The sequence below is a fragment of the Variovorax sp. V93 genome (assembly GCF_041154485.1).
In the GTDB taxonomy this organism is placed as follows: domain Bacteria; phylum Pseudomonadota; class Gammaproteobacteria; order Burkholderiales; family Burkholderiaceae_C; genus Variovorax; species Variovorax beijingensis_A.
In genome coordinates, this window is record NZ_AP028670.1 from 698,964 (window position 1) to 716,307 (window position 17,344).

18 protein-coding genes are annotated in these 17,344 nt (G+C 64.2%); 13 read left to right on the forward strand and 5 right to left on the reverse strand.

Annotated features, from left to right (window positions below; all coding sequences use genetic code 11):
• Positions 1–14: 14 nt before the first annotated feature.
• The 12 genes from ACAM54_RS29295 (at position 15) to ACAM54_RS29350 (ending at position 11,351) form a co-directional block, all read left to right on the forward strand.
• Positions 15–1,325 (forward strand): Rieske 2Fe-2S domain-containing protein, encoded by a 1,311-nt coding sequence (locus ACAM54_RS29295; protein ID WP_369651411.1) that lies wholly within the window; start codon positions 15–17, stop codon positions 1,323–1,325.
• On the forward strand, positions 1,322–1,837 hold the full coding sequence (locus ACAM54_RS29300; RefSeq protein WP_369651410.1) for a nuclear transport factor 2 family protein: 516 nt from the start codon (positions 1,322–1,324) through the stop codon (positions 1,835–1,837). The genes ACAM54_RS29295 and ACAM54_RS29300 overlap by 4 nt, the downstream gene beginning before the upstream one ends.
• A 17-nt stretch (positions 1,838–1,854) precedes the next feature.
• On the forward strand, positions 1,855–2,850 hold the full coding sequence (locus ACAM54_RS29305) for an amidohydrolase family protein (RefSeq protein WP_192326293.1): 996 nt from the start codon (positions 1,855–1,857) through the stop codon (positions 2,848–2,850).
• Positions 2,851–2,873: 23 nt separating this feature from the next.
• Positions 2,874–3,917, forward strand: coding sequence for a 2,5-dihydroxypyridine 5,6-dioxygenase (locus tag ACAM54_RS29310; RefSeq protein ID WP_145746281.1), 1,044 nt, complete (start codon positions 2,874–2,876; stop codon positions 3,915–3,917).
• Positions 3,914–4,555, forward strand: a complete 642-nt coding sequence (locus tag ACAM54_RS29315) for an isochorismatase family protein (RefSeq protein ID WP_369651409.1) — start codon at positions 3,914–3,916, stop codon at positions 4,553–4,555. Before ACAM54_RS29310 ends, ACAM54_RS29315 begins: the two co-directional genes overlap by 4 nt.
• Positions 4,556–4,635: 80 nt before the next feature.
• Complete coding sequence (locus ACAM54_RS29320) at positions 4,636–5,814, forward strand: ABC transporter substrate-binding protein (protein WP_369651408.1); 1,179 nt, start codon at positions 4,636–4,638, stop codon at positions 5,812–5,814.
• 15 nt (positions 5,815–5,829) lie between these two features.
• Positions 5,830–6,699, forward strand: coding sequence for a branched-chain amino acid ABC transporter permease (locus tag ACAM54_RS29325; protein ID WP_145746284.1), 870 nt, complete (start codon positions 5,830–5,832; stop codon positions 6,697–6,699).
• Positions 6,696–7,709, forward strand: a complete 1,014-nt coding sequence (locus ACAM54_RS29330) for a branched-chain amino acid ABC transporter permease (RefSeq protein WP_209502319.1) — start codon at positions 6,696–6,698, stop codon at positions 7,707–7,709. The genes ACAM54_RS29325 and ACAM54_RS29330 overlap by 4 nt, the downstream gene beginning before the upstream one ends.
• Entirely contained in the window at positions 7,706–8,470 is a 765-nt protein-coding gene (locus ACAM54_RS29335; protein ID WP_145746286.1) for an ABC transporter ATP-binding protein, read from the forward strand. The genes ACAM54_RS29330 and ACAM54_RS29335 overlap by 4 nt, the downstream gene beginning before the upstream one ends.
• A complete protein-coding gene (locus ACAM54_RS29340; protein ID WP_209502321.1) occupies positions 8,451–9,173 on the forward strand; it encodes an ABC transporter ATP-binding protein in 723 nt (240 codons plus the stop codon). Before ACAM54_RS29335 ends, ACAM54_RS29340 begins: the two co-directional genes overlap by 20 nt.
• 36 nt (positions 9,174–9,209) lie before the next feature.
• Positions 9,210–10,451 (forward strand): MFS transporter, encoded by a 1,242-nt coding sequence (locus ACAM54_RS29345; RefSeq protein WP_369651407.1) that lies wholly within the window; start codon positions 9,210–9,212, stop codon positions 10,449–10,451.
• Positions 10,452–10,478: 27 nt separating this feature from the next.
• Entirely contained in the window at positions 10,479–11,351 is an 873-nt protein-coding gene (locus ACAM54_RS29350; protein ID WP_192326285.1) for a LysR substrate-binding domain-containing protein, read from the forward strand.
• A 64-nt stretch (positions 11,352–11,415) separates the two neighbouring features.
• Here the strand turns inward: ACAM54_RS29350 and ACAM54_RS29355 are convergent, their stop codons facing one another.
• Both ACAM54_RS29355 and ACAM54_RS29360 read right to left on the reverse strand, forming a co-directional pair.
• Positions 11,416–12,276 (reverse strand): DMT family transporter, encoded by an 861-nt coding sequence (locus ACAM54_RS29355; RefSeq protein ID WP_209502323.1) that lies wholly within the window; start codon positions 12,274–12,276, stop codon positions 11,416–11,418.
• Positions 12,276–13,154: a MurR/RpiR family transcriptional regulator gene (locus ACAM54_RS29360; RefSeq protein WP_192326325.1), complete on the reverse strand. Its 879-nt coding sequence runs from the start codon at positions 13,152–13,154 to the stop codon at positions 12,276–12,278. Before ACAM54_RS29360 ends, ACAM54_RS29355 begins: the two co-directional genes overlap by 1 nt.
• 88 nt (positions 13,155–13,242) lie before the next feature.
• Between ACAM54_RS29360 and ACAM54_RS29365 the strand changes: the two genes are divergently transcribed.
• A complete protein-coding gene (locus tag ACAM54_RS29365) occupies positions 13,243–14,139 on the forward strand; it encodes an oxidoreductase (protein ID WP_369651406.1) in 897 nt (298 codons plus the stop codon).
• Positions 14,140–14,242: 103 nt separating this feature from the next.
• Here ACAM54_RS29365 and ACAM54_RS29370 read toward each other — a convergent pair whose 3' ends face one another.
• The 3 genes from ACAM54_RS29370 to ACAM54_RS29380 all read right to left on the reverse strand — a co-directional run bounded on the left by ACAM54_RS29370 (position 14,243) and on the right by ACAM54_RS29380 (position 17,292).
• Positions 14,243–15,226 (reverse strand): Bug family tripartite tricarboxylate transporter substrate binding protein, encoded by a 984-nt coding sequence (locus ACAM54_RS29370; protein ID WP_192326279.1) that lies wholly within the window; start codon positions 15,224–15,226, stop codon positions 14,243–14,245.
• Positions 15,227–15,345: 119 nt separating this feature from the next.
• Positions 15,346–16,122, reverse strand: coding sequence for an enoyl-CoA hydratase/isomerase family protein (locus ACAM54_RS29375; RefSeq protein ID WP_369651405.1), 777 nt, complete (start codon positions 16,120–16,122; stop codon positions 15,346–15,348).
• A gap of 9 nt (positions 16,123–16,131) precedes the next feature.
• On the reverse strand, positions 16,132–17,292 hold the full coding sequence (locus tag ACAM54_RS29380) for a CaiB/BaiF CoA transferase family protein (protein WP_369651913.1): 1,161 nt from the start codon (positions 17,290–17,292) through the stop codon (positions 16,132–16,134).
• Positions 17,293–17,344 lie beyond the last annotated feature (52 nt).

Below are 17,344 nucleotides of genomic sequence, written 5' to 3' on the forward strand. Positions count from 1 at the left end.
GCTAAGGAGCTTTCATGTATCAATCGCAGGCGGTCATCGGCATCACGAATGCCCGAAAGAATCCGCCCTTGGAACAGTGCGTCTGGCCAGCGGACGCCATGAACAACATCCCGGACTGGGTCTACACCAGCCAGGCGAACTATGACCAGGAGATCGAGCGCATCTTTCGGGGGGACACCTGGAACTTTGTCGCTCTGGAAGCGGAGATTCCCAACCCAGGCGACTACAAGCGCGGTTACGTCGGCGCCACGGCCGTCGTGATCGTTCGCGCGGAGGACAACACGATCTCCGTCTTCGAGAACCGCTGTGCCCATCGCGGCGCGGAGTTCTGTCGCTCCAGCCAGGGAAATACGAGGGAGTTCGTCTGCCCCTACCACCAGTGGTCGTACGACCTCAAGGGAAACCTGCAGGGCGTTCCGTTCAAGCGCGGCATCAACAAGGTCGGCGGCATGCCGGCGGACTTCAAGAACGCCGACCACGGCACCCGCCAGTTGCGCGTGGCCACGCGCAACGGCGTGATCTTCGCCACCTACTCCGACAAGACGCCTCCCCTGGAAGAGTACATGACCGAGGAGATCGTCGAGGAGTTCGACGTGCCCTTCTCGGGCAAGAAACTCAAGATCCTGGGCTACTGCCGCAACGAGCTTCCCTGCAACTGGAAGATGTACCACGAGAACCTCAAGGACCCGTACCACGCGACGCTGCTGCATTCGTTTCTCGTGGTGTTTGGCCTGCTGGTTCCCGGCATCCAGTCGATCGTGTTTGCAGACAAGGCGCATGGCCGCCATGGCTTCATGGCGTCGGCCAAGCCGGACGAGATCTATGCCACTGTCGCCGACGACGACAAGGCGCAGATGCGATCGTTCAGCGACACCCTCCGGTTGCGAGACGAACGGTTCCTGGACTACGTACGGGAGTTCAAGTCGCCCTGGTCCGCCAACATGATGACCATGTGGCCGAACCTCATCGTTCAGCGCCAGATGAACACGATGGGTGTGCGCCAGATCATCCCGAACGGTCCGAACAGCATGGTGATGCAATGGACGATGTTCGGATACGAGGACGACACGCCGGAGATGACACGGCACCGCCTTCGTCAGGGCAACCTGATGGGCCCGGCCGGCTTCCTGGGCCTTGAGGACAACGAGGCATTGAAGTTCGTGCAGGAAGGCCTGCGCAATTCGTCCACGGACAACAACGTCGTCAAGCTCGATGCCGGCCACCAGGGCACGGCACGCAATCTCATCTCCGAGTCCTGCATCCGCTCCCTCTACCAGTACTACCGGGACGTGATGGACATCCGTGTCGCGGAGAAAGCAGCATGAAGGAGCGGCTCGCCTATGCCAAGGCCACCATCTCGCCCCGACGCGCAGCCGAGCTGCGCGCCGAGATCGAGTCGTTTCACGTCGAGTACTGCGCTGCCCTGGATGCGAACGACGTCGAACGCTGGCCGGACTTCTTCAGCGAGGAAGCGACGTACCGCGTGACGTCGCGCCAGAACGCGCTTCTGAACATGCCCGTGGGACTCATCTACTGCGAGGGTCTGGACATGATCATTGACCGCGCCCTTGCCGTTGCGCACTCGCAGATGTTCGCGCCGCGACACATGCTGCATGTACTCGGGATTGCGCGCGTACTGCAAGAGACGGGGAGCGCGATCAGTTCGCAGACGCCATTCATCCTGATGCAGACCCTGGTGGAGGGCCCATCCACGGTGCATCTCGCCGGGGTCTATCACGACCGCTTCGTGCGCGAAGGCGACCGGCTGCTTCTTGCCAGCCGCGAAGTGGTCCACGACACGGAAATTCTCGACACCGCCTTGGCGTACCCGGTCTGAGGCCACCTAGGAAGACTATGAATCAAACCCCAAAAATCGCACTGGAAGAGCACTTCTCGGCCCCCGGCTTCGACGCGTACTCAGCCCCGTACACGCGAGCGCTTCCCGCCGAATTCGTCGCCAAGCTCGATGCCAGGCTGACCGACTTTGACGATCAGCGCCTTGCGGAGATGGACGCAGGGAACATCGAGTACGTCGTGCTGTCGCAAACGATGCCCGGTGTACAGGCCGAGGCCGATCGTGACACCGCCGTGCGCCGAGCGCGCGAGAACAACGAGTTCCTTGTCGAGCGCGTGTCGCGTCATCCGCGACGTTTCGGCGCCTTTGCCCACGTGGCCATGCAGGATCCGAGCGCCGCAGCAAAGGAGCTGGAACGCACGGTCGTCGAATATGGCTTCAAAGGCGCGATGATCAACGGCCATACCCTGGGCCGCTACTACGAAGGTGGCGCGTTCGACGTGTTCTGGGAGCGCGCGCAGGCGCTTGGGGTGCCCATCTATCTGCATCCCAACGCATTCAGCCAGGCACCGGCTCTGCTGGAAGGCATGCCGGTGCTCCAGGGCGCTGCATGGGGATGGGGCGTGGAGACAGCGGGCCATGCGTTGCGCCTGCTGTTCGGCGGGGTGTTCGACCGATTCCCGCGCCTGACCCTGGTGTTGGGCCACATGGGGGAGGCCCTGCCGTACCAGCGCTGGCGCATGGACAGCCGCTTCGCCGCGTATCCATCCGGCATCAAGTTGGCGCGCAAACCCAGCGAGTACATCGGCAGCAACATCCTGATCACCACGTCAGGTGTGTGCTCCGCACCGGCCCTGCTGGGCGCCATTGGCGAGCTCGGGGCACAGGCCGTGCTCTTCTCGGTGGATTACCCCTACGAGTCAACCGCCGAGGCCTGCACCTTCATCGAAGACGCACCCCTCGACGACAAGACACGGGCACAGGTGTGCCATGGCAATGCGCGCCGGCTCTTCAAGCTAGGCAGCCCGGAAGACCTGGCGCTGCTGCAGTTCTGACACTTCACTCCAAAGGACGAAAAATGGCAGTCAGCGATTATCAGATGATCAAGGCCTGGGACGAGGTCCTGAAGCTCAGCAAAGTGGAGCGCGGACAGACGGTCTCCATTCTGTGCGGCCCCCACACGCACCCGCAGACGCTCCAGACAGCAACAATTGCAGCGCAGGCCGCGGGCGCGATCGTGACCAGGATCGAGCTGCAACCCATCAACGCGGAGAAGGCCACCAGCCGCGACCTGATGAGCTACCTGGGCGCAACGCCCCTGACCAACAACCCGGCCGCGCTCGCGGCGATGAAGAACAGTGACCTCGTCCTGGACTTGATGCTGCTGCTGTTCTCGCCCGAACAGATGGAGATCCTGGAGTCGGGAACGAAGATTCTGCTGGCCGTGGAGCCGCCGGAGGTCCTGGTGCGGGCGGTGCCCACCGAAGCCGATCGCAAACGCGTGCTGGACGCATCGAAGCTGCTCAAGAAGGCAAAGAGGATGCACGTGACGTCGCCGGCCGGCACGGATGTGACGTTCCAGCTTGGCGAATTTCCGGTCATCAGCGAGTACGGATTCTGCGAGGAACCCGGGCGCTGGGACCACTGGCCGAGCGGCTTCCTCTTTACCTTCGCCAACGAAGGCGGCAGCGACGGCACGATCGTGATCGATCGCGGCGACATCCTGCTGCCGCAGAAGAACTACGTCTCGGACAAGATCACGATGAATCTGAGCGGCGGTTTCGTGCGCAGCATCGAAGGTGACGTCGATGCCGCCCTGCTGCGCGAATTCATGGAAGCCTACAAAGACCCCGAGGCCTACGCCATCGCGCACATCGGCTGGGGGATGCAGCCACGATGCTACTGGCACACACTGTCGTTGATGGACCGCGAGGCGACGACTGGCCAGGACGCGCGCTCGTTCGAAGGCAATTTCCTGTTCTCTCTGGGGCCGAACAACGAGGCCGGCGGCTCGCGCACCACGCCGTGTCACCTCGATATTCCGCTGCGCAATTGCACGGTGGCACTCGATGGCATCGTCGTGGTTCGCGACGGCAAGGTGATCGACGGGGCTTTCCAATGAGCTTCGATCAAGACATCTACCAGAAGCAAGGATTCGGCAACGCCGTGGCGCCCGTGGCGCCCTACGGCCTGTTGATCATCGATTTCATCAATGGCTTCGCCGATCCGCTCACGTTTGGCGGCGGCAACATCGCCGGGGCCATCGAATGCACGCGCGGGCTTCTCGCCCAAGCGCGCCAGCGCCAATGGCCGGTCGTGCACACGCGGGTCGTGTATCAGGACGATGGCGCCGATGCCAACATCTTCGCGCTCAAGGTTCCCCCCATCCTTGCCCTGCGCGAGGATGCGAGCGAAAGCCAGATCGTGCCGCAACTGCAGCCGGTGGCCGGGGAGTTGGTGCTGCGCAAGACCAGTCCTTCGGCTTTCTTCGGGACTTCGCTGGCCGCCTGGTTGTCCCTGCGGGGCACACGGACCCTCCTGATTGCCGGCTGCACGACCAGCGGCTGTGTCCGCGCCAGCGTGGTCGACGCCATGTGCCATGGGTTCCGCCCCCTCGTCGTCACCGACTGCGTGGGCGACCGGTCGCTGCAGGCCCACGACGCCAACCTGTTCGACATGAATCAGAAGTACGCGACCTTGATGGCCCGTGATGTCGCCCTTGAAGCGACCGCCAGGGCAGAAATCGGCGCCTCGGTCTGATACCCGTTCGAAGGTCCGTCACCTCGTTCGATCCCCTGGTGCTCACGGCACCAGACACGCCCCACCATTTGGAGAAAAGAATGACCCTCAAATTCGTTGCCGCCTTGGCGGTTTCACTCGCGACGATTGCCTTTCAGGCGCGCGCCGACGTCATCAAGGTTGGCGTCATCGCTCCGATGTCCGGACCGTTTTCAGCCGTGGGGCAAACCTGGGAGGGTGCGACCAAGGCATACCAGCAGCTCAATGGCACGACCGTGGGCAAACACACGATCGAAGTCATCTATCGCGACCTTCCGGAGATCAACCCCGCGCAAGCCAAGGCCCTGGCACAGGAACTGATTGTCAAGGAAGGCGCCCAGTACATCGCCGGCCTCTATTTCACCCCTGACACCTTGGCCGTGGCTGCGCTCGCGCAGGAGGCCAAGGTACCGGTCGTGATCTTCAACGCGTCGACGTCCTCGCTTCTCGACAAGTCGGACTTCCTGCTGCGCACTTCATACACCTTGCCGCAGATGGCGGTGCCTGTGGCCAGGTATGCACTGGAGAAGAACGTCAGGAACGTTGTCACGCTGGTCAGCGACTTTGGTCCCGGTCTCGACGCCGAGAAGGCCTTCACCACGGCGTTCGTCGGCGGCGGAGGCAAGCTGCTCGAGGCCATCCGTGCGCCGTTGAAGACAACCGACTTTGGTCCCCTGATGCAGCGCGTGAAGGCGCTCAAGCCCGATGCCCTCTACGTCTTTGCCCCAGGCGGTCCTGCGACCTACGCGATGGTCAAGGCATACAACGAGGCCGGATTGAGGACGGCCGGCGTGCGCTTTCTCGGCACTGCCGAGACCGATGAGGACCAGCTGCGAGCGATCGGCCCGGATCTTCTCGGCATCGAGACGGGCATGTTCTATTCGGCAACGCACAACTCTGCGCTGAACAACGCTGTCATCAAGGCCCTTGGCGAGGTTGCCCCCAAGGCCATTCCGACCGTCCAGCTTGCGAACGCGTATGACGGTCTGCATGTGATCTATCACATGGTCAAGGCAACCGATGGGAAGCGGGACGGCGCCAAGGCGCTTGCCAGCGCCAAGGGTCATTCCTGGGAAAGTCCGCGAGGCCCCGTGAAGATCGACCCGGCTTCGCGCGAGTTCGTGCAGAACGTCTACATGCGCGTGGTCGAAAAGGACCCGGCCGGACGCTACGTCAACCGGGAATTCCGGACGTTCGAGATGCAGCCCGACTACGGCCGCACGCAGAACGCATCCAAGTGACGCAGAGTCTGAAGCATGTCTCTCGCGCTTCTTAGCAGCATCCTGATCGACGGGGTCGCGTACGCGATGATCCTGTTCATGATCACAGTGGGCCTGTCGATGACGATGGGCCTGATGCGGGTGGTGAATCTGGCCCACGGCGCCTTCGCGATGCTCGGTGGCTTCTTTGCAGCCACGATCCCGCAACGCCTGGGCGTGCCGATCTGGCTGGGCTTCGTGCTGGCCATCGTCCTGGTCGGACTGGTTGCGCTGCTGTTCGAGCGCATCCTGCTTCGGCGCTTCTATCGACGCGACGATCTCGATCAGATGCTGGTGACGATCGGACTGATGTTCGTGGCAACCGCCGCGGTGAATCTGCTGTTCGGTTCGACGGTGACATCGGTGGCGCTGCCGGAGCTGTTCAGCGGCACGGTCGATCTGGGCTTCCGGTCCATCCCTCGGCATCGGCTCATCGTTGTGGCCTGTGGGCTCGTGGTCGTCTGCATTCTTTGGCTGGCGGTGGACAAATCGTCCTTTGGCATCCGGGTACGCGCTGCGGTCGACAACGCGCCCATCGCACGGGCCATCGGCATCGATACGACGAAGATCTATGCCGCCACTTTTGTGATGGGTGCAGCGCTCGCAGCACTGGGAGGCATAGCTGGCGCGGAATTGCTGCCCATGGAGCCGACCTACGCCTCCAAATACCTGGTGATCCTCCTGGCCGTCGTCGCCGTGGGAGGCAACGGAAATCTGTTTGGCTCATTCTTTGCAGCGTTGCTGCTCGGCATTGTGGAGACTTCGATGAAATACATGGTTCCGCAGCTCGCATCGGCTGCGTTCTTCCTGACGATGATCATCGTCCTGCTGGTTCGACCGCAAGGTTTGTTCGGGAGGCACGCATGAACACGGTCAGTGCGCCCATGACGGTGACCGCACCGTCTCGCGCCCGCCCGTGGATGCAATTGCGCGGAGAGCTCGTGCTGCTGCTGGTGGGACTGCTGGCCTTCGTGCTGTTCCCGCAGGACCTCGGTCTGCTCACCAACATGGCGACCATGTCCATCTTCGCGCTGTCGCTGAGCCTCGTGCTCGGACAGGCCGGCATCGCAACCTTGGGCCAGGCCGCGTTGTACGGCAGCGGTGCCTACGTCGCGGGCTGGACGGCGCTGTATCTGACGGCAGATCCGATTGTGGGCTTGCTGCTGGGCGGGCTGGGCGGCGGCGTGATCGCGCTGCTGAGCGGCGCCGTGATGCTGCGGTCGACCAAACTCACGCTGGTCATGCTGACCATCGCGGTCGCCCAGCTGCTGCTTGAGCTGGCCAATTGGGCGAGGTGGCTCACGGGCGGCGACGATGGACTTGCCGGTTTCAATATCGGCCCCCTGCTGGGCATCTGGGAGTTCAACTTCCTGAGCCACACGGGCTACTTCTATGCCTTGGGCGCACTTGTGCTCGTGTACTTCCTGCTGAGGAACCTCGTGGAGTCGCCATTCGGACTCACGGCCAGGGCCATCCGGCAGGATCCCGGACGAGTTCAGGCGCTGGGGGGTCGCGTCTACTTGCACTTGCTGGCCGTTTACACCGTCGGCGGCATCGTGGCGGGGCTGGCTGGCGCATTGACAGCACAGACCAGCAAAGTTGCCAACCTCTTCATGCTGGATTTCACGACATCGGCGGGCGTCGTGGTCATGATCGTTCTGGGTGGAACACGCCGTCTGTCGGGCGCCGTGCTCGGCACGGTCGCGTACATGACCATCCATCACATCGCATCGACCTTGAACCCCTATCACTGGTTGTTCCTCATCGGGTCGATGCTGATCGTCGTACTCATCGTCCTGCCTGAGGGCTTGATCGGGCTGGTGGACCGTGCCGTGATGTACACCAAGCGGCCTGGCCGCAGTGGGGTGGCACGATGACCCACCGACTCCAGACTCATAACCTGAGTCACTCCTTTGGCGGCCTGGCGGTCACGCAGAACGTCACGCTGTCCCTCCCCCAGGGAGCCCGCACGGCATTGATCGGTCCGAACGGCGCTGGCAAGACGACTTTGGTCAACCTGCTGAGCGGCGCGTTGCGCCCGCAATCGGGTGACATTCAGCTGGACGGGCGCTCGATCGTCCAGCTGCCGCAGTACGCGCGCGTGCGCAGCGGCATCGTTCGCACGTTCCAGATCAGCCGCCTGTTCAAGGAGCTCACCGTGGCGGACAACGTCAGGGTCGCGGTGTTGCAGCGACACCGGGCCTCCATGCAGTGGTGGCCCTCGCCGACGCGTTCCGCACGCGTGCAGGAAGATGTCGACGAGACACTCGGCATGCTGGGACTGCACCCCTATGCGAACCGGGTGGTGGGACAACTGGCACTGGGCGAGCAGCGGCTTGCGGAGATCGCCCTGGCACTCGCGATGAAGCCCCAGGTGCTGCTCCTCGATGAACCGGGCGCAGGCGTACCGCAGGGAGAAGGCGGCCGGATCATGGAAGCCATCGGGAGCTTGCCGAAAGATCTGTCCGTCCTGCTGATCGAGCACGACATGGACCTGGTGTTCCGGTTCGCGTCGCACATCATCGTCCTGGTCGCCGGTGCGGTGATGGTCGAGGGGACGCCGCAGGAAGTCGCTGCCAACGAGCAGGTCAAGCAAATCTACTTCGGACGAGACGGTCATGCCCAAGCCCACCATTGAACTCCGGTTCGACGACGTCACCGCAGGCTATGGCGGCCTGCCAGTCCTCGAGCATCTCAGCTTCAGCGTACGCGAAGGCGAGCGCCTCGGCCTGATCGGGCGCAACGGCGCCGGCAAGACCACGACGCTCGCGACGGCCATGGGCCTCGCCGACCTGATGAAGGGGCGCATTCACTTCGGCGGCGACGACATCAGCAACGCGAGCACCTACGCACGCTCGCGCGCAGGCCTCGGCTACGTACCGCAGAGCCGCGACATCTTCCCCTCACTGACAGTGGAGGAGAACCTGCTGGCGGGCCTGCAGGGACGCTCGGCGAGCGTTGCCCTGCCACCGATCTATGCGCTGTTCCCGCGGCTCAAAGAGCGCCGACGCAACGGAGGCACGCAGCTATCGGGCGGCGAGCAGCAAATGCTGTCGGTCGCACGAGCACTCGTCGGGCAGCCGCGCATCCTGTTGCTCGACGAACCGCTGGAAGGCCTGGCGCCGATGGTGCGCGAGGAGTTGATGGATGCCATCGTCCGGATGAGTGATCAGCTCGGCGTTGGCTGCATCATCGTGGAGCAGCATGTGGATGTCGTTCTCGAGTTTTCCAACAACGTGATCGTGCTGGAACGGGGCCTGGCCGCCTACTCCGGGTCTGCGGCGGTGCTGAGCGGCGAAGAGGCATTGCTGAACCGCACCATCGGCATCCAGAAATGCTGAAGACGAACTCATCGTTGGTTCAACGTGGATCCGCACATGACACCCTCTCCTGATTCACCTTCAGAACTGCGGCAGCATTGGCGCTACGTCCTGGGTTGCTTCCTCGGCCTGGCCAGCGGCGTCTCATCCCTGTACTTCTACAGTTCAGGTCTGTTTCTGAAGCCGCTCGCCGCCGAGTTCGGATGGACCCGAGGCACCGCGTCCCTGGGCTCGCTGATCAGCAGCGTGCTGCTCGGATGCGCGGCACCGCTCATCGGACAGGTGATCGACCGGTATGGCGCGCGACGCGTCACCCTGCTCTCCCTGGTGGGCCTGTCGACCTCCTTTCTGCTTCTGGGCGTTTGGACACAGGGGCTGGCCAGTTTTCTGGCACTGGTCACTGTCCTGACACTGCTCGGCGGCGCGACCTCCCCCTTGTCCTTCACAAGGATCCTCGTGGGCAAGTTCTCCCGGCAACGCGGCCTGGCGCTGGGCATCGCCATCACCGGAACGGGCGTCGGGGCCATCCTGATCCCGCTGATCGTCACGCCGGCTATCGCCAAATTCGGATGGCGAGCCACCTACCTGGGTCTTGCGGCCGTTGTCCTTGCCCTTTTGCCATTGATTGCCTACTTCCTGCGGGGTGCGGATGCGGCGCCTGCAGACAAGGGCCGCCGTGCCCCCGCCGGAAGTAACCTGAAGGCTCTGGCCGATCCGCACTTCTTCCGCATTGCCGCAGTCTTCCTGTTGTGCTCGGTCGGCATCTTCGGCACGATCGTGCACGTCGTTCCGATGCTCACCGACCTCGGGCTTTCCCCGAGCCGCGCCGCCGGTCTCGCCAGCATCCTTGGCGTGGCGGTCATCGTCGGACGAATCGTCACCGGCTTTCTGCTCGACATGTTCGATGCCGCGCGCTTGTCGGCGACGCTCTTCATGCTGTCTGCCACCGGCATGCTGCTTCTGGCAACAGGCCAACCGGCGCTGGTGCTTCCCGGGTTGCTCATGACTGGCTTCGCGGTCGGCGCGGAGTTCGACCTCGCAGCCTACCTGGTGAGCCGGAAATTCCCGCTGAACCTCTACAGCACCCTCTTCGGGGGTGTCTATGCCACGGTGGCCGTTGGCGCAGGCATCGGGCCATTCCTCGCGGGACGGCTCTTTGACATTTCCGGCAGCTATGTCTCGTGGCTCTGTCTGGCAGCAGGACTTCTGTTTGCAGCCGCAATGATCTGCCTCACGGAGCGTCGGGCCGCCAAGAACCTGAGCGGCATGGTCCCAGCGGCGGGTTCGAGCGAGCGCTGAGTTCGCTGCGCCTTCCGTTTGCTCGCAATGCACAGCCTCCGTGCGCTCCTCGGCCCGCTGCGCGTGTTCGATGCAGTGTGCCGCGCCAAGGGGATCACGCGCGCCGCTCAGGTGCTTCATGTAACGCCCGGAGCAGTCAGCCAGCAAGTCAAGCAGCTGGAGGTCGGGCTCGGAGCGCAGCTGTTTCAAAAATCCGGCCGCGAGATCGAGCTCACCGCGGTGGGCAAACGACTGGCCCACCGCGTCTCGGATGCTTTCGATCGCCTGAACGATGCACTCAATGACGTGGTCGATATCCAGCTGGACAAGCGGCTGCGCCTGAAAGTGACGCCGAGCCTTGCCATCCGATGGCTGGTACCTCGCCTGCGCGGCTTCTACGCGCAACACCCCGACATCGACCTCGAGATTTCGACCATTGCAATGGCCGACGACATCCGGCTCGAGGGCGCCGACTGCGCGATCCGGCATGGCATGGGAGAGTGGGCCGATGTCGAGCTGGACCACCTCTTCGACGACGAATTTCTTCCTGTCTGCGCACCCCACCTGGCCAGGCATTTGAAGACACCTCGGGATCTGCTGCAAGCCAACTTGCTGCACTCGATGATGCGACCGGAAGCCTGGTCGCTATGGTTCAGTTCGGTCGAACTTGTAGATTCCCCGCGTCTGCATGGAATCACTTTGGCGAATGCTGCGCTGTGCTACCAGGCTGCGGCTGATGGATTGGGGATCGCCATTGCCCAGCGAGCCTACGTGGATGACGACCTCCGCAGCGGGCGGCTCGTCATTGCCGTGGATCACGTCGCCAGAACGGAGTCCGGTTACTACTTGGTCTGCGATCCGCTGAAAGCCGCAGAGGCTCCCGTGAAGCTTTTCAGAGATTGGATCCGTTCTGTCCGGTAGCAACGGGCCTCAGCCATCACCCATGAGCCCCGCTACCGCGTGCGGAGCTGGCTCAAAGAAGGCGTCAAAGGCTGATCGCTGCGATCCCGGCCAGCACGATCACCGCGCCGGCAATGCGGCGCGCAAGATCACCCTCGCCAAACAGTCTGCATGCAACGAGTGAGCCGATGACGATGGAGGACTCGCGCAGTGGCGCGACGAGCGCCACCGGCGCCTTCAGCATGGCGGTGAGAACGAGGATGTAGGCGAGCGGGGAGAACACAGCCACGACGAGGATCGGCATGGCGTCGGCACGGATGGCCGCTCGAATGCGATGGCGTCGGCGCAGCAAACTGGGGGTCAGGATCAGGCTCTGCAGCAGCAGCGTGGCCGCGTAGTAACTCACGGGCGCCAGGTGCAGCGCGATGACCGAGTAGCCATCCCAGACCGTGTAGGCGGCGATGGTCGTCCCCGTCGCGGTGCCCCAGAGCAAGCCCTGAAGCGGCCGGCGGCTCCCCCTTCTGAACGGGTTGCCGGTGACGACGAGAATGCCCGCCACGACAAGCGAAGCGCCGAACATCGCGGCAGCGGTGAGCTGCTCGTCCAGGAGCAGGATCGCGAACAGCATCGCCAGCACCGGCCCGGTGCCGCGTGCGACCGGATAAACCACCCCCAGCTCGGCGCGGTCGTAGCCCGCCTGCAAGGTCAGAGAGTAAGCGGTGTGCAACACGGCCGAGACAGCGGCGCCCGCCGCGAGCTGCCAGTTGAGCACCTGCTGCCCATTCGCCATGAAGACGAGGCCGATCGGGACGCACAGCAGCGCCGAAGCGTAGGTATAGGCGCAGACGAACAGCAAGGCATCACCGCGCTTGTACTTCGAGGCCAGGTTCCATGCCGCATGGGCTACCGCCGCGGCGAGGACCATCGCGACGGTGCCGGGCGGCATCAGGCGATATCGGGCAGGTCGATGCCCGCCCGTTCCGCGCGGCGGCTGCGCTGCGGGTCGCGCAGCGCGAAAGCCGCGACCAGTGCGTCGATCACCACGAGCTGCGCCAGGCGACTTCCGGCCGCGGCCATCTGGGCCGTCAGTGGTGCCCCGCCGACGACAAGCGCGATGTTCGCGAGGGTTGCCAGCGGTGTGCCGTACTGGTTGGTGATGGCGATGAGCGAGGCGCCGGCAGAAGATGCCGCATCGGCGACGGCGAGTGTCGTCGAGGTGCGCCCGGTCGAACTGACGGCGATGACGACGTCACCGGGCCCCAGGAGCCGCGTTGCGATCATTGCCGACAGATGGTCCGCAATGCCGATGGTCGTCACGCCGACCGCCCGCAGACGGAAGACCGCATCGGCGGCGACCGTCGCCGAGGGACCGGCTCCGAATGCGATCACCTGGCGCGCCTGCTCGATGGTGATGACCGCCCGCTCGAGCGCGGACAGCTCCAGGGCTCCGCCGAGCGCGGCCAGTGCGTCAGTGCCTGCGCGGATCGAGGCCTCGAGCACCGCCGCGGTCGTCGCACCCGCGGTGAGCACGTCAGACGGCGCGAAGAACCCGGTGGTACCGCGGGCACGAGCGATCTCGATCTTGAGTTCGGTGAAACCGCTGAATCCGATCGCACGCGCGGCGCGAATCACGCTCGGCGGCGAAACGCCAGCGCGGGCAGCCACCTGCGCGGTCGTGCTCGCGCCAACGAACAAGGGGTCGGCGAGCAGGAGCTCGACGACCTTTGCCTCGCTGGCAGCGAGATCGCCAGCTCGGGCCTGGATGCTTCCGATCAACTGCAACAAGCGCGCGTCGCCTGAAACTCCGTTACCATATTCTTCCATTATGTGTAATAGATTACATCGCGCTCGTGACGAACGCAAGCATGGCGTGCGCGAACGCTGAGCGAGACGCTTGAAGGAGTCTGTGTTCATGAATACGACAAGGGCTGCATCCATCGCCGTTGTGGGTCCGGGTGCCATCGGCACCGCGGTCGCGGCGGCACTGCACGAAGCCGGTCGCACACCGTTGCTGTGTGGCCGCACACCCCGGGATCGCCTGACGCTTCTGGATGGCGATCGCCTCATCACCGTTCCCGGTCCGGTGCGGGTGGATCCCGCACAAATCGGGGGGACGGTCGACCTCGTCTTTCTGGCGGTCAAGGCGACACAGATCGAGGCGGCGGCAGGATGGCTCACCGCGTTGAGCGGCCCGAAGACCGTCGTGTGCGTTTTGCAGAACGGCGTCGAGCCGTTGGAGCGGATCGCGCCGCATGCCCGGGCCGGGCAGATCGTTCCCGCGATCGTGTGGTTCCCTGTGCAAGCCCAATCCGACGGCACGGTGCGCCTGCGCGCGGACATGCGCCTGAGCCTGCCAGACACGCCGCATGCCCGCGTGGCGGCCGAGGCGCTGCAAGGCACACGGTGCTGCGTCGAGCTGGCCACGAACTTCCGCACGCTGGCCTGGCGCAAGCTGCTGCAGAACGCGGTGGCCGGACTCATGGTGCTCACGCACCGCCGCTCGGGCATGTTCGGCCGGTCCGATATCGCCGAGCTCGCCCTTGCCTATCTGCGGGAATGCCTGGCCGTGGCGCGCGCCGAGGGCGCAGAACTCGACGACGGGGTGCCGCAGGAGATTCTTGCCAAATTCCAGGCCTCTCCCGCAGACATGGGCACCTCCATCCTCACGGATCGCGAAGCCGGGTGGCCGCTCGAATGGGATATCCGCAACGGTGTCGTCGCGCGTCGCGGCCGGGCTCTGGGCATCCCCACGCCGATCAGCGATATCCTGGTGCCGCTGCTTGCAGCCGCGAGTGACGGCCCTGGCTGATCCTGCGGCCGATGAGCGCACTGTCGCGCCTCTTCCTCTTCGGCGCCGCAATCCTCAGTCGAGTTGCTGTCCAGCCGGTGTGCGATCACAAGCCGCCACAGCCCTAATCCGCTTTGAATCCCGAAGCTTTGACCACAGGTTCCCAAAAGGCACGCATTTCGCTGAACCTGGCTCGAGCCTCAGCCGGCGAGCTTCCCGTCTCCACAAAGCCGAGCGTGCGGATCTTGCGCGCGAACTGCTCCGTTGCAACTGCTTTCCGGATCGCAGTGCTCCATTCGGAGACGACGACTGCAGGCGTTCCAGGAGGCAGGCATATGGCCAATACGCCAGCTGCGGTGAGCTCCTTTCGGCCGAGCTCGCCGAACGTAGGAACGTCAGGCAGAAGCGGTGAGCGTTGCGCAGAGGTGACCGCCAGCACGCGAAGCTTGCCGGCGTTGTGGTGCTGTGCAAAGTCTCCGACAGTTGAACTTCCCGCTGCGACATTGGCGCCGACGAGGTTCACGATCATCGGGGCTGCGCCCTGAAACGGCACGTCCTGCAGCGGTGTTCCGATGACTTTGGCGATCTGCAATCCCAAGAAGTGGGTCGGGCCTCCCGATGCGGCATGGCCGAAGTTGGCATGCTCAGGATGAGCGCGCACCCATTGGGCATATTCGGCAAAGTTCTTGACGGGCGAGGATGCGGGTACGGCCAGCGCCATCGGAAACTCGACCACGGTCGACGCCGGCAGGATATCCCGCTGCGCAGCGTAATTGAGCTTGTTGAAGACGAATGGATAGATCGATTGCAGGAAGTCAGGACACAGCATGGCCACGCTTCCGTCGGCGGGGGCGGCACGCAGCGCATCGATCGCGATCTTTCCGCCGGCTCCGGGCCTGTTCTCCACCACGACGGTGCGGTGGAGCGGCTCATGCAGCTGATCCGCAAGCGTCCGTGTGACGACATCGAGTGTCCCGCCAGGCGAGAAGCCCACAAGAATCCTTGCGGGCGGTCGGCCGGCCTGCTGCGCGATGGCCGACGACGTGCCGAAGGACGCGGCAACGATGAGTGCGAGGCTGTAGAGCCAGGCAGTACTCGGATTGTTCAAGAGCTGCTCCAGGAAAGTTCAGCGAGGTCGCGCCGGTTGTTTGGGCGTCAGCACGAGGCCGCTCGGGGATGCGAGCGCGCAGCGCCCCACGACGCTTGCGCCCTCTGTGCGAGGCAAAGTCAGCGACCGCGAAAGACCGGGGCGCGCTTGTCGGCGAAAGCACGGCGCCCCTCCAGTCGGTCCTCGCTGTCCCTGAGCACGCCAAAGGCCTGGCGCTCCAGTTCCAGTCCACCGGCAAGCGGCAGCTCCCGTCCGGTCATCGCCAGACGCTTGGCCGCGGTCATCGCCAATGGCGCATTGGCGGCCATTGCGCGTGCCAGGTTGATCGCCGTTTCCTGCAGTTCGGAGAGGGCAACTACCTTGCTGACCAATCCGATCCGCAACGCTTCGTTGGCATCAATGCGTTCGCCCGTCAGCAGCATCCACATCGCGTCCGACTGGCCGACCGCGCGGATCAGGCGTTGCGTGCCTCCGGCGCCTGGGATGCTGCCGACGCGCACTTCCGGCAAGCCGAACTGCGCGTTGTCGGAACAGATGCGGATGTCCGCAAGCAAGGCCAGCTCCAGTCCGCCGCCGAGGGCGTAGCCGTTGATCGCGGCGATGACGGGCTTGTCGGTGCGCAGCGTGCCGAAATTGGAATGTCGGTTGCCGCCGCGAAAGACCTGCCGGGCTGCGCTGTCGGCCGGCGGCATCGTTTTCTTGAGATCTGCACCCGTGCAGAACGCACGCTCGCCCGCGCCCGTCAGCACGAGTACGCGGATTTCCTCGTCGCTCGAGACCTCGTCCCAGATCGCGAGCAGCTGCTCGTTGGACTCCGGGTCGATGGAATTCATGGCTTCGGGTCGATTCAGGGTGACGATGGCGACGCCATCCTGGACTGTTTTGACGATGGGCATGGGTTTGTCTCAGTTCGAAGGAGAGTCGGCGGCGATGACCGCCTCGATGTTTGCTGGCGGCATGCCGAGTTCGGCCAGCACTTCGCGGGTGTGCTGTCCGAGTGTTGGAGCGACCCGTCGCGCCTGAGGCCGCTCGCCAACCGCACCGATGACGCTGCGTGGCATCGTCAACGCACCTGCGACCGGGTGCAGCAAGGTCTCTGTGAGTGCCGCTTCGACGAAGGGCGCGGACTGCGCGACCTCGGCATAGTTGTTGATCGGACCGCAGATGATGTCCACGGCCGCGAACTGCTCGAGCCAGAAGGCACGGGGATGCGCCAGCATGCGTGCTTCGAGCAGGCGTAACAGCGCCTCACGGTGCTGCAACCGATCCTTGTTCTCAGCGAAACGCGGGTCGGATACAAGCTCAGGCGCACCGATTGCGGTACACAAGGCCTGCCATCGCGCGGGGTGATAGGCCGCCACCATGATCCACCCGTCGGCGCAACGCAAGGCCTCGTTCGGCGTCGAATACGGCGCTGCGTTTCCCTGCGGGCCGGGCACATGGCCGTCTGCGAAATAGGACGCGAAACTCACATGCTGTAGCGCGATGGCGCTGGCGAACATGCTTGCTTCCACGTGCTGGCCCAACCCCGTGCGTTGGCGATCCGCGAGGGCAGCCAGGATCGAGATGGTCGCGAACGACCCCGTGACAAGATCGACAACGGGCACTGGCACCTTGCACGGCTGCCCATCGGGCGTGCCGGTGACGCTCATGAGGCCGCTGACGGCTTGCAGCACACCGTCCACCCCGGGCAGGTCTCTTGCGGCCCCGTGCTGACCGTAGGCGGAGACGGAGCAATAGATCAGCCGCGGATTGGCCGCAGCCACCGTGGCGTAATCAAGCCCCAGGCGTTCCATCACGCCCGGGCGGAAGCTCTCCACCAGCACGTCCGCCTGCGCGACCAGCCGCAGCGCCGCTTGCCGGTGGGTCGGCTGCTTCAGATCGAGCACGATGCTGCGCTTGTTGCGATTGAGCGCCAGGAAAGGAACGCCCTCGCCATGAACCCAGGGCGACAGCGCTCGCGAAAGATCGCCTGTGGGGGCTTCCACCTTCACGACATCGGCCCCCAGGTCGGCCAGGCACAGTGTGCACGTGGGACCCGCCATGACCTGGGTGAAGTCGATCACCTTCAATCCGCCCAATGCATTAGCGAGCATGCGACCTTCGATCTCGTTGGAT

Excerpts from the sequence above, each read along its gene's own strand:
- ACAM54_RS29315 (WP_369651409.1), top strand. The coding sequence starts at position 3,914 with ATGAGCTTCGATCAAGACATCTACCAGAAGCAAGGATTCGGCAACGCC.
- ACAM54_RS29365 (WP_369651406.1), top strand. The coding sequence starts at position 13,243 with ATGAATACGACAAGGGCTGCATCCATCGCCGTTGTGGGTCCGGGTGCC.
- ACAM54_RS29340 (WP_209502321.1), top strand. The coding sequence starts at position 8,451 with ATGCCCAAGCCCACCATTGAACTCCGGTTCGACGACGTCACCGCAGGC.
- ACAM54_RS29295 (WP_369651411.1), top strand. The coding sequence starts at position 15 with ATGTATCAATCGCAGGCGGTCATCGGCATCACGAATGCCCGAAAGAAT.
- ACAM54_RS29325 (WP_145746284.1), top strand. The coding sequence starts at position 5,830 with ATGTCTCTCGCGCTTCTTAGCAGCATCCTGATCGACGGGGTCGCGTAC.
- ACAM54_RS29330 (WP_209502319.1), top strand. The coding sequence starts at position 6,696 with ATGAACACGGTCAGTGCGCCCATGACGGTGACCGCACCGTCTCGCGCC.
- ACAM54_RS29300 (WP_369651410.1), top strand. The coding sequence starts at position 1,322 with ATGAAGGAGCGGCTCGCCTATGCCAAGGCCACCATCTCGCCCCGACGC.
- ACAM54_RS29375 (WP_369651405.1), bottom strand. The coding sequence starts at position 16,122 with ATGCCCATCGTCAAAACAGTCCAGGATGGCGTCGCCATCGTCACCCTG.
- ACAM54_RS29350 (WP_192326285.1), top strand. The coding sequence starts at position 10,479 with ATGCACAGCCTCCGTGCGCTCCTCGGCCCGCTGCGCGTGTTCGATGCA.
- ACAM54_RS29335 (WP_145746286.1), top strand. The coding sequence starts at position 7,706 with ATGACCCACCGACTCCAGACTCATAACCTGAGTCACTCCTTTGGCGGC.
- ACAM54_RS29310 (WP_145746281.1), top strand. The coding sequence starts at position 2,874 with ATGGCAGTCAGCGATTATCAGATGATCAAGGCCTGGGACGAGGTCCTG.
- ACAM54_RS29305 (WP_192326293.1), top strand. The coding sequence starts at position 1,855 with ATGAATCAAACCCCAAAAATCGCACTGGAAGAGCACTTCTCGGCCCCC.
- ACAM54_RS29355 (WP_209502323.1), bottom strand. The coding sequence starts at position 12,276 with ATGCCGCCCGGCACCGTCGCGATGGTCCTCGCCGCGGCGGTAGCCCAT.
- ACAM54_RS29345 (WP_369651407.1), top strand. The coding sequence starts at position 9,210 with ATGACACCCTCTCCTGATTCACCTTCAGAACTGCGGCAGCATTGGCGC.
- ACAM54_RS29360 (WP_192326325.1), bottom strand. The coding sequence starts at position 13,154 with ATGGAAGAATATGGTAACGGAGTTTCAGGCGACGCGCGCTTGTTGCAG.
- ACAM54_RS29320 (WP_369651408.1), top strand. The coding sequence starts at position 4,636 with ATGACCCTCAAATTCGTTGCCGCCTTGGCGGTTTCACTCGCGACGATT.